This window comes from Streptococcus sp. 2021WUSS109 (assembly GCF_044427305.1).
GTDB lineage: Bacteria > Bacillota > Bacilli > Lactobacillales > Streptococcaceae > Streptococcus > Streptococcus suis.
This window is the reverse complement of record NZ_JAOTGF010000001.1, coordinates 117,512-131,642: the sequence shown is the minus strand read 5'-3', so window position 1 is coordinate 131,642 and position 14,131 is coordinate 117,512. Positions and strand designations below refer to the sequence as shown.

Below are 14,131 nucleotides of genomic sequence, written 5' to 3'. Positions count from 1 at the left end.
GAAACCTCCTTTATCCTACAGTAAGTTGGCAGTCTTGACAATGAATAGCTAGCTGATCAGGGCTATTTTCTTGCTTGTAGCTGAGATGAGTGATGTCCCCCTCTTTCATCATTGTAAACGCCTTATCTTTTGGAAGTTTAAGGCTAGAATCTTCCTCCCAGATGTCCAAACTGATGTCCGTATTTGGTTTAAAGGTTAGGACAGAATCTTCAGCCTGGCAGTTAAGGCTCTTTTCTAGGACAAATTCCTTCAACTTCCAGACACAGTCTTCTAATGTTATCCTTGCATCTGAAAGGCTCATGCTTGAGAGAGTGATAACAGCATCGCTGGCTTCCAATTTTAACTCGCTCAGCTGTCCATCTGAGATAGTTAGTGTAGAGTCTTCTAACTGTAGAGCAGAGCTTGGACAGCTCACTTTCGTCATGCTGATGCTGCTATCATCTGCATTGATGACTAGCTGTTCGCTCGCCTGCACAGCCGCCATCGTCAGACTACTATCTGTCGTTTTCAGATTGAGATTGGTAAGGGGCAGTAGTTTTTTAGGGATTTTGAGAATAGCAGAGCTGGTTTGCTGGTTGGAAAAGTAGGGGTGGTCTGGGAGTGGCTTGCTAGATAGGTACAAACTATCTTGGACTAGGTGATAGTCAAAAGCCTGATAGGACATTTCTTCAGAAAATGGATTGTGCAATACTACCTTGTCACCTTCATAGCTTTGCACGCTAAGTGCCTGATCTTCGAGAATAATCTGTAAACTTGCAAAATCAGGTAATTCTTCAATCTTTGCCGTCAATTCAATCCTTTCCTTCGCTTGAAAAGCTGAATGTTTGAAATGTTTGAAAAAACTATCCCAGTCAAATTGAAAATCAAAGTCAAAATCGAAATCAAATGCTTTAGTTGATTGTGAAGTGCCTTGGTCTACCTGGGCGATTAGGGCATCTTCAGGTAGATTGGCAATGATTTCTTTTGCAGCTTCATCAGGTGTTCCTAGCTCTATAATAGCTTCCTCGTCGTTATCCTTTTCGTCAAAATATTCATTGAAGTAGTCTAAAGCTTCCTGTCTGGCACTTGGATGGAGTTGAGTTAGTGCTTGTTCTAGTTGGTTCAGATATTCTGCGCGTGTCATTTTCTTAGGCTCCCTTCTATGATTCCGTCAATATGGTCTTTGTAGCTATTCCATTCACCCTGCAGGAAGGGTATATGCTCACGTCCAGCAAGTGTGATGGTATAGTATTTCCGCTTTCTCCCTTGAAATTCTTGGGTGTAGGTGGTGACATAGCCAGCCTTTTCCAGTTTTTTCAAGATAGGGTAGAGCGTGGATTCCTTTATATCAGCAACTATCTTGATGGTCTGACTGATTTCGTAGCCGTAGGAATCCTGCTTTTCCACGATGGCTAAGACCAGAAACTCTATCAAGATAGAGGATACGGGGTAGTACATAAACTCACCTCTTTATCTTTATAGCCATCCAGTTTATCTTTTACTACTTCGTCAACTTGCTTTGCCGTATGCTAGTACAGCCTACAGCTAGTTGCCTCGTATTAAAAGCAAACTGAAAGACTATGTATAATTATTTTATATATAAATTATATACCTATTGTTTAGCAAAATCAAGCGATTATATAAAATTTTTATATATCATCAAAATTCTTTTCTATGTGCTGTACTAGTTTCATGAATGAACTTGAATTATAGTCACTAGTTTATCTTTGATTACTTCGTTAACTCGCTTTGCCGTACTTCAGTACAGCCTGCAGCTCGTTGCCTTGTACTAAAAGCAAACTAAATGACTATAATAGCTCGTGCTCTTGGTTTTATCTTTGTTATCGGTTTAGGTTATACATTAAAAGTTAAAGGGATTGTTCGAAGGGAGGATGCGACAATCTTTTCTAGCTTAGTGATGAATATTACGCTACCAGCTTCTCTCCTTGTAGCTTCAGCGACAGCCCAAGTATCTATAGATTTATACGTTCCCTTCATATTAGGGATTCTTTGTAATCTTTTTTTGGATATGGTGGGATACTGGGAGGCAAAGAAGTCTGGTCAACAGACTTCCATCGGTCTTATGCAGTTATCAGGCTATAATATCGGAACCTTTACACTCCCATTTGTGCAAGCTTTTTTTCCGCTCTCTAGTCTACTAAGCGTCATCGTATTTGATGCGGGGAATGCAATCATGGTTCTAGGTGGGAATTACAGTATCGCAGCTGGTGTGGATGAAGAGCAGGAAAGAATGACCGCTGCAACTTTTATAAAGAGTCTTTCACGCTCAGTTCCACTAGTAGTCTATCTAGTTAGCCTATCGTTAGCAATCTGCTCTATCAAACTTCCACGCGAACTTATCTCTGCGCTGACGATAGCCAGTAACGCTAATCCTTTTTTAGCCATGCTCATGTTGGGAATCTTGCTTGATTTAAAATTGAATTGGAAAGAAATTAGTCGATTGGCCTATCTTCTCTCTTTGAGGCTGGGTGCGAATATTCTAATAGCAGGAGTCATTTATTTTCTTCTACCTATTGATAAAACGATGAAAATCATGTTGCTGGTCTGTCTAGTCTCTCCGATTTCGGTCATGTCCCCAATATATGCATTAAAGTTAGGTAGTCGCTCAGCTGAACCTGCCAATGTTAACTCCTTATCTATTTTGGTCAGCCTAGTCATGATGGTTTTTCTTATTTTTCTATTCGTTTAAAAAAGCCTCCGCGTGTGCGGGGGCTTGATTGTATACTAGTCAATAAAAAATTCTTGTGGACCTTGGTAACGACTTCCATCATTAAAAGCGATGTAGAGGTTAAAGATAGGTGTAAGAAGAACGTAGAAGATAGCTTGTATAGCTGATAAACCGAAGCTACGACCAAAATTGTAAACGAGATAGATGCCATATAATGGTCCTGCTAGTGGAATCAGTAAGAATAGAATGAACCATCTTTTTTCATAGCCAAAGGCGATGCATTGTTGGATATAGAGATTGTAGATTGGAATCAATGATTTCCAACCAGCGTAGCCTGCTTTTTTGAAGAGGATGTAGTTGGAAATAGCAACAAGAATATACCAAATAAATGAAAATAGTAGTGTTGTACCCCAAATGCCAATGAGAATTCCCTGTGCTAATGTTTCTTCTGTCATAATAAAACTCCGTTTCTTTTTTATAGTTCTATTATATCAGTATTAGTTCAATAACACAATATAAAATTGCATTTTTTTGAAATTTTTTCAGAAAAAACGACTTTCTATTGAAAGCCGTTTGAAATTTTATTTGTAAGCGACGATTCCAAGGATGACATCGACGGCTTTTTCCATGGTTTCTAAGCTGACGAACTCGAAGCGACCGTGCATGTTTTCGCCACCTGCGAAGATATTTGGTGTTGGAATGCCCATGAAGGAAATCTTAGAGCCGTCTGTTCCTCCGCGAACAGGCTCAATCAGTGGCTTGATGCCTAGATTTTCCATGACGTCCTTAGCAATGTTGATTGGAGTCATATCTTTCTCGATGATTTTTTTCATGTTGTAGTATTGGTCGTGCAGGTTGACAATGACGCGTGGAGTGTCAAAGTTGGCATTCATCTTTTCAGCGATGTCCAGCATGAGTTGCTTGCGGGCTTGGAAATCTGCTTCCTCGAAGTCACGGATGATGTAGGTGGTAGAAGCAGTATCAACACTGCCTTCCATGTTCATCAAGTGGAAGAAGCCTTCATAGCCTTCTGTTTTCTCAGGGCGGTCTGCCTCAGGAAGAGCATTGTGGAAATCAATAGCCATTTGGAAGGCATTGATCATCTGGTCCTTAGCAGATCCTGGGTGGACATTGCGTCCTAGGAAATCAATCTTGGCACCTGCTGCTGAGAAGGTTTCGTACTGGAGTTCGCCCAGCGGTCCACCGTCCATAGTGTAGGCAAAGTCCACATCGAAGTCTTTCACATCAAACTTGTCTGCTCCGACACCTATTTCTTCGTCAGGACCAAAGCCGACACGGATTTCGCAGTGCTTGATGTCAGGATTTTGGACTAGGAATTCAATAGCTGTCATGATTTCTGCAATTCCTGACTTATCATCAGAGCCTAGCAAGGTAGTACCGTCTGTGGTAATCAGGGTTTGACCGTGGTAGTTGGCAAGTTGTGGGAAGTCTTTTGGATGCAATTCATAGTCAGAAGTTCCCAAGGCAATTGGGTTGCCGTCGTAGTTTTCGATGATTTGCGGATTCACACCTTCTGCGTTGAAATCAGCCGTATCCATGTGGGCGATGAAGCCAATCTTACGGGTCAAACTTGGGTCGTTGGCAGGCAGCGTTCCCACAGCAAAGCCGTTTGGCAGGTAGTGGACATTCTGTAAGCCGATGCGTTTCATTTCAGGCAGAAGGATATTCTGTGCAAATTCGACTTGGTTTTGGGTAGAAGGTGTGGTGGTCGAGTTTTCATCTGAGCGAGTGTTTTCTTTGACATAGACTAAAAAGCGGTCTAAGAGAGTTGGGTATTTCATAGTATCTCCTTATTTGTTCAAAATGTGTTTTTCAATGGCCTTGGCAACGCCGTTGTTTTCATTGGTGTCTGTGATGTCCTGGGCGATAGCCTTGACCTGCTCGTTGGCGTTTCCCATGGCAATACCAAGTCCAGCAAATTCAATCATTTCCAGGTCGTTGTTGGCATCTCCCATAGCCATGATTTCTTCTGGAAGGATACCGAGGCGGTCTGCCAGTTTTTTCAAACCAGTGGCCTTGCTTGCACCGTTTGGTAAAATTTCCAACAGATAGTCCTGTGAACGAACAGTGGAATAGCCTCGGCTGAGTACAGGATTGTGTTGATTTTCAAAGGCATCAATATGCTCTTTTTCACCGACGAACATGGCTTCAAAGAAGCGATGCTGACCTGACTTGGCTTCTTTTAAATCAATTGGTTGAGGAGTCATTCCTACTAAACCTGCGTCTAAATTAACGCGTGCATTGGCTTTTTCTGCAAGAACGAAGTAGTCTTCTTCATCAAAAAGAGAGATTTGCACATCATCATTTTCAATAAAAGTGGAAAGATAATCAATATCAGAGATAGATAGTTCTTCCCAGTCAATCAGGCTCCAATCCTTTGTCGAATGCGTTGAACAGCCGTTATTGACAATGATAAATTCTTCCTCGGTGTCAAAGCCGAGCTGCTCTACGAAAGGTTTAACACCAGCCAAGGGCCGACCGGTACAAAGAACAATCTTGACGCCCGCTTCAACAGCCTGATGAATGGCATCAATCTGTGGCTGCATCAGCTCTTTTTTCTCGTTTAAAAGGGTTCCGTCCATATCAAGAGCGATTAGTTTAACCATATAAACCTCCTTGTTTTCAATACATCTAGTATAGCATAAAATGAGAAAGGAATGATTGAAATACTAAACTCTGTTCTATATTGTAAAATAAATTGGGTGGCGGATAGATGAAATGAAAGTGTAAAAAATAGAAGTGTTTCAAAAATGACAATGTTCATTATGTGGCAGGAAAGTCTAACATTGCTAGGGGATACAAAACATGGAGTATGAGCCAGATAAACAGTGTGTCTAATGGAGCGAATAGCACTCATGCTTGATTATGCTTAAAGAATAGAGACAATGGAAATATCGGTTATAGACCGGTGTTTTTTGGTATAATTAATAGAAGGATAGAATAGGAGCATGATATGAAGATTAGTGTGAAGAAAGAGGCGGGGCACTACCTGCTCAGCATTTGCTATTCTGTGTCGGCTAGTTTGGCGGAGTCCTGGGATTTGTTGGCGACAGATAGTGGTTTTGCTCGCTGGTTTCCACAGTTGAGGGTTGAAGGTGACAAGTTGATATTTGAAATGGAAGGATTCCGTGAAGTTATGGATTTACTGGAATACCGAAAAAATGAGAAAATTGCCTACAGGTGGGATTCAGCAACAGTTTCATTTACACTGTCTCAGCTAGAAAATCAGACCTTGATTACTTTTGAAGAACGAATTCCAGAAGATTTTGGTAATGAATTTGCGAATGCTCAAAAAGACATGACAGGATGGTTGGTGCAAAATGAATGTATCAAAAAAGTCTTAGAAGGTCAGGAGCCACCTGTATATCAACCCTTGCAGGAAAAGTGGAAGACTTTTCTGGAGCTTAAATTAGAAGGTCTGTGATCTGAAAGGAGGCTGTTATGAAAAAGTGGTGGGAACAACTGAAAGAAGAATATTATGAAACACGATTTGATTCTAATGAAGATTGGATGGAATGGTTTATCAAACGGAAGATGACCTGGGACTGGAGATGGCCGACTGCTATAACGATTTTTGTCCTTTGGGCTCTATCACTTCCAGATGCTAGAAATGCGGTTCGTTTCTTTTATTTTTTATTGGCATTGGGAGTAGCTACGGTTTTACATAAATTAATATCTTATTTTAAAAGAAGAAAGTGAGAGCATATGCATCAAATTACTTGCCCCCATTGTGGGACGGCCTTTCAGGTCAATGAAACAGAATATAGTCAGCTTTTAGCCCAGGTGCGTGGTGCGGAGTTTGACAAGGAAATCCATGAACGATTGGAGCGGGAACGAGAATTATTAAGCCAGAAGGCTGAAAATGATTTGCAGGCTAGATTGAGTGATAAGGATAAGGAGATTCTGGAACTGACCGCAAAACTTGATAAATTTGCTAGTCAGACGGAACTGGAAATCAGCTCTGCTATTTCCCAAAAAGACCAAGAAATCCAAGAGCTTAAGGCTCAGTTGGGGCAGATCGGTCTTGCCAAGGATTTGGAGTTGCAGCAGGCGGTAGCTCAGGTGGAAAAAGAGCGGGATGCGGCACAAAATGCTTTGGTTTTGCAGGAGCAGAAGCAGGAGTTGGCGTTGGCGACCACTCGTCAGGAGTACGAAGTACGGCTCAAGGCGGCGGATGAGCAGGTGGAATTTTACAAGAACTTTAAGGCCCAGCAGTCTACTAAGGCAATTGGTGAGAGCTTGGAGCAATTTGCTGAGGCGGAGTTTAACAAGGTTCGCTCCTATGCTTTTCCACGTGCCAAATTTGCGAAGGACAACGAAGTATCAGCTTCCGGTTCAAAAGGAGACTTCATCTTCCGTGATTTTGACGAGTCGGGCTTGGAATTTATTTCCATCATGTTCGAAATGAAAAACGAGGCAGATACGACCAAGACCAAGCATAAAAATGCTGATTTCTTTAAGGAGTTGGATAAGGACCGTCGGGAGAAAAAATGCGAATATGCTGTATTAGTTAGCATGCTAGAGGCGGACAATGACTATTACAATACAGGGATTGTGGATGTTAGTCATGAATATGAGAAGATGTATGTTATCCGACCACAGTTCTTTATCCAATTAATCGGAATTTTACGAAATGCTGCGCTTAATAGTCTGCAATACAAGCAGGAGTTAGCCTTGGTTAAGGAGCAGAATATCGATATTACTCATTTTGAAGAAGATTTGGAAATTTTCAAGAATGCTTTTGCAAAAAACTATCAATCGGCCAGCAACAATTTCCAAAAGGCTATTGATGAAATCGACAAGGCAATCAAGCGAATGGAAGCTGTCAAGGCAGCCCTGACCACCAGCGAAAACCAGCTTCGCCTAGCTAATAATAAACTAGACGATGTCTCCGTCAAAAAACTAACCCGCAATAACCCAACCATGAAAGCCAAGTTTGAGGCGTTGAGGGAGGAGGAAGATTAAGATTGAAAGTGAGAGTGGAAATCGGTGAAAGATAGAAAAATAATTTTGATTGATGGAGAGGACAAGTCAGAAAATATCGAATCGCTTCAATTGATTCGTTACAAAGGGAAACTCTACTTTGAGATTTATTTTAAAAATAATGTCCAACCTTATCGCTACAATATGCAGAGAGTTGAGGTGTTGAAGTTTTCCAAACAGTTGAATCCTTCAGAGATAGGAGTTTATAGAAGGCAAGATGGGGTTTTATTAAATAATATTGAGTCAATTGTTGAATTCAATGGAACGCACTCACGGGCTTATATCATCCGCTACAAAAATGGCACTGGAAAATTATATATGGGGAGAGACCTAGAAATACGGCAAAATGAGTTGACACATTCGAATAGTCGTCATGTTTTTAGTTATTTGACGGAACTATCCAAGCTGAATCCTCTGAGAAACTCTGAGACCGATCAATTGCTCTTGTTAAAAAGGTATGAGGAATTGGATTATGTAGACAAAACAGTTGCTTTAGCGAGCTATCTAAGTCCCAGTAAGAAGAATAACTTGCTGTTTCATGGGGAACTGATTTTTCCTTTTGGTTGCAATAATAGTCAATATAAAGCAACAAAAAATGCCTTAATAAATCAATTTAGTGTCATTCAAGGACCTCCTGGAACTGGTAAGACACAAACGATTCTGAATATTATAGCTAATATAGTGATACAGAATAAGACGGTTCTAATTGTTTCTAATAATAATGCAGCCATTGATAATATTTACGAAAAACTGAAGAACTATGGTCTTGACTTTCCCGTGGCTTATCTTGGAAGTGAAAAAAATAAAAATAATTTTATTCTCAATCAGTATAGTATGTACCCTGATTTTTCTTCTTGGAGATTAAAAGATAATGGTATGGAAAGCCTTGATAAGGAATTAAATAAAAAGATTCGTAGGCTTCCTCGTATTTTTGAAATTCAGGAAGAAGTGGCTAATCTGAGACAAGAACTTTCAGAATTAGAAACGGAATTTCGCCATTTCAAAGATTTTTTTGAGCACATAGATATATCGCCTATAGAATTAAAACTTTATTCTTCTAAGAAGTTATTTAAGCTTTGGAATGAATTTGAGGAATTCTATAAAAAGAATAGAAGGTTAGGTTTAATTTTTAAGATAAAAAACTTTTTATTATATGGTGTTAAAAACTGGGAACTTTATAAACAAGAATTATCTGATTTGACAATACAATTTCAGAACCTATTTTATCAGCATAAACAAACAGAAATAAGGAATAAATTAGAAACTCTTCAAGAAGAATTGGTTCACTTAAATGGTACGGAAGTTTTAAACAATTTGACCAGTGATTCATTAAAGATTTTCAAAAATTTTCTAGTTAGTAAGTATGGGAATGGAAGAAAAAGAGTACAGTTTACAAAGGAAGATTTACGGAAACAATCGAGACGAGTTCTTCTAGAATATCCCATTGTTCTTAGTACAACATTTTCATCAACAACAAGTTTAGGAAAGAATATTACCTATGATTATTTAATCATAGATGAAGCCTCACAAGTGGATATTACAACTGGGGCACTAGCATTATCCTGTGCTAAAAATGTTGTAGTTGTTGGAGATAGTAAACAGCTACCGCATATTGTCACAAAAGATGTCAAAGAAAGTAGTGCTCAGCTTTTCCATAAATACGGTGTTCATAGTGGTTATGAATACACAAACAGTTTTCTTCAATCGGTACTAAAAGTGATTCCGAATATTCCAGAAACGCTATTACGAGAGCATTATAGATGTCATCCCAAAATTATCAATTTCTGCAATCAAAAGTTTTATAATGGTGACTTAGTGATTATGACAGGTGATAATGGGGAAAAAGATGTTCTTCAGGCTATTAGAACACCTAAGGGAAATCACGCTCGTGATCACTATAGTCAGAGAGAGATTGATATAATTCTGAAAGATGTTATTCCAAATTATGAAATCTATCGGGAGCGGACAGGAGTTGTCACGCCTTATCGAAAGCAGAAAGAGAAGTTGCAAGAGCAACTTGATGATTTGGAAAGCGATACAGTCCATAAGTTTCAGGGAAAAGAAAAAGATACGATAATCATCTCCACGGTTGATAACAGCATAACACGTTTTACGGATGATCCGTACTTACTAAATGTAGCGATATCAAGAGCTAAAAATAAATTATTTCTTGTCATGACTGGGAATGAGCAATCGTTAGATAAAAATATTAGTGATTTATTGGGATATATACAATATAATAATTTTGAAGTAAGAGAGAGCCCTGTATATTCCATCTTCGATTACCTATACAAACAGTATGAGCAAGAAAAGGAGGAATATTTTAGAAAACGAAAACGGATATCGCGATATGATTCTGAGAATTTAATGTATCATCGGATTAAGGAAGTATTTATGAGCGATGAAAAATATAATAGTCTAGATGTTATACATGACTATAAACTGCATAATCTTGTGAAGGATTTTACTCGACTAACAGAAGCGGAAGCGAAGTATGCAAGGCATGGAAATACGCACCTTGATTTTTTGATAATCAATAGACTAACCAAAGCACCTGTACTAGCTGTAGAAGTAGATGGATATGCATTCCACAAAGGTAATTCTAAGCAGTTTGAACGTGATATTATGAAGGATAACATTTTGAAAAAATGCAACATCCCCCTAATCAGGTTTAAAACAAATGAGAGTCAGGAAAAAGAAAAATTGATTGAAATGTTGGATGGATTACTAGGAAGATAGCAATGAACATGATGGCATTTTCCAATATTATAATGACAGCCACCCTGTTGAAGACATGATTTTCAAACGTACTCCGAGCCAGATTGGACGTCATGTGGAGCTCTGCCATCCGCCCAAAATCTTAGACAAGGTCAAGAAGATTTTTGAACTGCTCCGCACAGGGCAAAAAGACCAGGTGACCATGTGGTTCAAGTCCGAGAGCATGGGCAAGTTTGTCTATGTGGTCTATAAGGCCGTGCGTGATGACCAGGGAGAGTTTCAAGGCGTCTTGGAATACGTCCAAAATATCCAACCATTTTTTGAAATTGACAGCGATTTTCATCGGGAAATTTAAAGGTCCCCAGTGGATGATAGAGGAAAATAGAGGATTTTTTATGAAAAATTTGAAAGAAAAAAAGAATCAAGGAACAGTTATTCCGCTTGGAATAGCCAGTTTTAGTTTGTTAATGGGAGTGTCGTTATTACTGTTTGCAGGAACAGCAGGTGGACTGAATATTATTTTATCTGTACTGCCTTTAATCGTAGCTGGTCTTGGATTTTTCTATGTCAAGTATCGTAGGGAAACAACAATTAAGATGTACAATAAAATGTATGACAGGTACCCAGAATTACAGAATAATTTGCAATTATTAGTTGACAAGGCAGATTATTATGATTCTGCAATAGGGATAGTCGTTTATAAGCATCTCATTGTTAGCCTCAAAGATGGTATTAAGGTTTTCCATCTCGCTGAAGTTGTATGGCTTTACCTCCATATATTAAGGGGCGGCTTTGCCTCAATTTATTCTCAGACTTTAATGGTCGGTACAGTTTTGAATGATCGCCATACCTTGTTGAGCTTACCAATTTTAGGTACTTCCAGAGTTGCAGATCCTAATATAGAAAATTTATTTGAATTTATCGGTGCCAGACATCCTAAAATTATGTTAGGGTATACCAATGAAAATAACCAATTTTAGGGTGTTCTTAGGAGCGAGGATAAGAACCAAAAAACAGACTATTTTGATTTTTTACGATGAGTGATTGATACCGGACCGCCCACAAGAGCGGTCCTTTGTGTTATAATGAGAACATGATTTCAGGAATTATTAATTTAAAAAAAGAGGCGGGGATGACCTCGCATGATGCAGTTTTTAAACTCCGAAAGATTCTGCAGGAGAAGAAGATTGGACACGGTGGGACGCTAGATCCAGATGTGACAGGGGTTCTGCCAATTGCAGTCGGCAAGGCTACACGTATGATTGAGTTTATGCAGGACGAGGGGAAAATCTACGAGGGGGAGATTACCATTGGCTACTCGACCACGACAGAAGATGCATCTGGCGACCTTGTTGAGCGGACACCGGTTTTGGACATAGCAGAGCAGGTAGTTGATGAGGCTATGGCTAGTTTTGTCGGTACTATTACCCAGATTCCGCCTATGTATTCCGCCGTCAAAGTAAATGGCCGCAAGCTCTATGAGTACGCACGAGCGGGTGAAGAAGTCGAACGTCCCCAACGCCAAATTGACATATATAGTTTTGAACGTACAAGTCCTATTGAATTGGCAGATGATTGTGCACGATTTACCTTCCGAGTTCGTTGTGGAAAGGGCACCTATGTCCGTACTCTTTCTGTTGACTTAGGGGCTAAGTTAGGCTACGCCAGTCACATGTCTAAGTTGGAACGAACTGGTTCAGCAGGAATGGACCTAGCGGACGCCTTAACTTTGGAAGAAATTTCTTCGCGGGTAGCTGAAAATGATTTTTCATTTCTTCAACCTATTGAACGTGGTATCGGGGATTTACCTGTTGTAGAATTGAAAGAAGAGCAGGTGCAAGATGCTACATTTGGTCGATTTGTAGAATTGAATGCAGAAGCAGAGCGCTTAGCAGGCTTTCATGATGGTCAGTTGATTGCTATTTTTGAAAAACGCGACCAGCTGTATAAACCGAGCAAGGTTTTGGTCTAAGAAATTTCTCGATAACTGTGATAAAATAGAAAACATGAACATTAGAACAATTAAACATTATAGTGAATTGAATCAAGAGGAGTCGACTGTTTTGGTATTAGGCTATTTTGATGGGATTCATTTGGGGCATAAGGCCCTCTTAGACCGTGCTAGACAAGTTGCAGATGAAAAAGGATTGTCAGTAACTGTACTTACTTTTCCAGAAACACCTCGTCTGGCTTTTGCGCGTTTTTCACCAGAACTTTTACTCCATTTGACCAGTCAAGATCAGCGTTACCACTTGTTGGAGCAATACGGTGTAGACCAGCTGGTTTTGACAGATTTTACCAGTGAGTTTGCAAGCAATACTCCTCAGCAGTTTTTAGAACGCTACATCCAGGGGTTGAACGCACAAGTCTTAGTCGCAGGTTTCGACTATCATTTTGGAAATTGCAGAGCAGATGTGACAGACTTGACAGAGCTATTTGATGGTCAGGTAGAAATTGTAAGTGAAGTGAGCCTGGACGGAGAGAAAGTTTCTTCAACTCGCATTCGTCAGGCTATCCAGTCAGGGGATGTCTCTCTAGCTAATCAACTTTTAGGTTATCCATTTATGACGGAGGGAATTGTTGTTCATGGAGATGCCAGAGGGCGCACTATTGGTTATCCAACTGCAAATCTGGCTCCTTTTGACCGTGTCCATTTACCATCTGAGGGAGTATACGTCGCTGATGTCGAAGTAGATGGAAAACGCTATCGAGCTATGACAAGCGTTGGGAAAAATGTGACCTTTGATGGAACGGAGATGCGGATAGAAGCCCATATTTTTGGGTTTCACCGCTTTATCTACGGAGAAAAAATAACTATTTTTTGGCTTGAAAAAATTCGAGATATGGTCAAATTTGATGGAATTGAAGGATTGATGGAGCAGATGAAATCTGATGAGAAATTTGCCTTGCAATGGGGGAAATATGCTTAAACGATTGATTCGTCATCCTTTTTATGAGAAGGCTATGACCTACATAGCTGTAGTCTATGTATTTCTTATCGTACTTGAATTAATGGATGCTAGTATTGCCAATTCTAGTGGCTATCGGGTACTAGACTTGCTCTTATGGTTTATTTTTGTTTGCGATTATTTTGCTCAGCTTTATTATGCGGATGACATACTTGAATATGTACAGGGACATATCTTGGAATTAATTGCCATTATTCCATTTGATTCATTCTTCAGTTTTCTTCGCTTGGGAAGACTTGCACGACTCTTCAGATTGGTCAAAGTAACGAGAATATTTGCCCTGTCTAATCGATTCTGGGATACAATCAACAAGCTTTTGCATACCAACAGTTTATCCAAAGTGTTGATGTTAAATATCTCAGCAGTGCTAGTTTCAAGTGTCTTATTATCAGTAATTGAAGGAAAATCATTCTTCGATGCACTTTGGTGGTCCATTGTAACGATGACAACTGTAGGGTATGGAGATATTGTCCCCCAAGATACGATTTCTAAAATTATAGCCATCCTCTTGATGTTGGTTGGTATCTGTACTTTTGGTATGGTTACCTCCACAATAACTCGTTTTTTCTCTGAAACAGAGCGAGAAACGAAGTTGGATATCTTGATGGCAAAAATTGATGAACAAAACGAAACATTATTACGCTTAGAGAAAAAAATAGAATCTTTAGAAAAATTAGGTGAATTACAGGGAAGAGATTAGATTTACTATTGAAAACTCTTTTAAGTTAGAGTATAATAATAAGAAGAAAAATGTTTTTAGAGGGGATGGAAG

14 protein-coding genes and 1 pseudogene are annotated in these 14,131 nt (G+C 39.5%); 10 read left to right on the top strand and 5 right to left on the bottom strand.

All coding sequences use genetic code 11. The annotated features are described in order from the left end of the window. Positions 1–10: 10 nt before the first annotated feature. A complete protein-coding gene (locus ODU37_RS00640; RefSeq protein ID WP_249562117.1) occupies positions 11–1,123 on the bottom strand; it encodes a DUF4097 family beta strand repeat-containing protein in 1,113 nt (370 codons plus the stop codon). Continuing rightward, on the bottom strand, positions 1,120–1,437 hold the full coding sequence (locus tag ODU37_RS00635; RefSeq protein ID WP_105120989.1) for a PadR family transcriptional regulator: 318 nt from the start codon (positions 1,435–1,437) through the stop codon (positions 1,120–1,122). Before ODU37_RS00635 ends, ODU37_RS00640 begins: the two co-directional genes overlap by 4 nt. Before the next feature lie 346 nt (positions 1,438–1,783). Between ODU37_RS00635 and ODU37_RS00630 the strand changes: the two genes are divergently transcribed. Further along, on the top strand, positions 1,784–2,689 hold the full coding sequence (locus ODU37_RS00630) for an AEC family transporter (protein WP_249562116.1): 906 nt from the start codon (positions 1,784–1,786) through the stop codon (positions 2,687–2,689). A 35-nt stretch (positions 2,690–2,724) separates the two neighbouring features. Here ODU37_RS00630 and ODU37_RS00625 read toward each other — a convergent pair whose 3' ends face one another. The 3 genes from ODU37_RS00625 to ODU37_RS00615 form a co-directional block, all read right to left on the bottom strand. Next, on the bottom strand, positions 2,725–3,123 hold the full coding sequence (locus ODU37_RS00625; RefSeq protein ID WP_249562115.1) for a DUF5684 domain-containing protein: 399 nt from the start codon (positions 3,121–3,123) through the stop codon (positions 2,725–2,727). A gap of 126 nt (positions 3,124–3,249) precedes the next feature. Then, complete coding sequence (gene pepT / locus ODU37_RS00620; RefSeq protein ID WP_172027000.1) at positions 3,250–4,470, bottom strand: peptidase T; 1,221 nt, start codon at positions 4,468–4,470, stop codon at positions 3,250–3,252. 9 nt (positions 4,471–4,479) lie between these two features. Continuing rightward, on the bottom strand, positions 4,480–5,295 hold the full coding sequence (locus tag ODU37_RS00615; RefSeq protein ID WP_044671162.1) for a Cof-type HAD-IIB family hydrolase: 816 nt from the start codon (positions 5,293–5,295) through the stop codon (positions 4,480–4,482). A 347-nt stretch (positions 5,296–5,642) separates the two neighbouring features. Here ODU37_RS00615 and ODU37_RS00610 point away from each other — a divergent pair, with 347 nt between their 5' ends. The 9 genes and pseudogenes from ODU37_RS00610 (at position 5,643) to ODU37_RS00570 (ending at position 14,059) form a co-directional block, all read left to right on the top strand. Next, positions 5,643–6,113 (top strand): ATPase, encoded by a 471-nt coding sequence (locus ODU37_RS00610; protein WP_024400708.1) that lies wholly within the window; start codon positions 5,643–5,645, stop codon positions 6,111–6,113. Between the two features lie 17 nt (positions 6,114–6,130). Then, complete coding sequence (locus tag ODU37_RS00605; protein ID WP_201343648.1) at positions 6,131–6,388, top strand: hypothetical protein; 258 nt, start codon at positions 6,131–6,133, stop codon at positions 6,386–6,388. Between the two features lie 6 nt (positions 6,389–6,394). Next, a complete protein-coding gene (locus tag ODU37_RS00600; RefSeq protein WP_172033356.1) occupies positions 6,395–7,654 on the top strand; it encodes a DUF2130 domain-containing protein in 1,260 nt (419 codons plus the stop codon). A gap of 24 nt (positions 7,655–7,678) precedes the next feature. Further along, positions 7,679–10,411: an AAA domain-containing protein gene (locus ODU37_RS00595; RefSeq protein WP_105158957.1), complete on the top strand. Its 2,733-nt coding sequence runs from the start codon at positions 7,679–7,681 to the stop codon at positions 10,409–10,411. A gap of 10 nt (positions 10,412–10,421) precedes the next feature. Beyond that, a pseudogene (locus ODU37_RS00590) lies at positions 10,422–10,745 on the top strand (PAS domain-containing protein); the annotation flags it as partial. 40 nt (positions 10,746–10,785) lie between these two features. Further along, positions 10,786–11,370 carry a hypothetical protein gene (locus ODU37_RS00585; protein ID WP_105158956.1) on the top strand — a complete coding sequence of 195 codons (585 nt, stop codon included), beginning with the start codon at positions 10,786–10,788 and terminating at the stop codon, positions 11,368–11,370. Between the two features lie 116 nt (positions 11,371–11,486). Then, entirely contained in the window at positions 11,487–12,362 is an 876-nt protein-coding gene (truB, locus tag ODU37_RS00580; protein WP_169050559.1) for a tRNA pseudouridine(55) synthase TruB, read from the top strand. A 34-nt stretch (positions 12,363–12,396) separates the two neighbouring features. Further along, positions 12,397–13,320 (top strand): bifunctional riboflavin kinase/FAD synthetase, encoded by a 924-nt coding sequence (locus ODU37_RS00575; RefSeq protein WP_105158954.1) that lies wholly within the window; start codon positions 12,397–12,399, stop codon positions 13,318–13,320. Continuing rightward, the gene (locus tag ODU37_RS00570) at positions 13,313–14,059 is read left to right on the top strand and encodes a potassium channel family protein (RefSeq protein ID WP_002937637.1); all 747 of its coding nucleotides are present in this window, start codon (positions 13,313–13,315) and stop codon (positions 14,057–14,059) included. Before ODU37_RS00575 ends, ODU37_RS00570 begins: the two co-directional genes overlap by 8 nt. Positions 14,060–14,131: the final 72 nt, after the last annotated feature.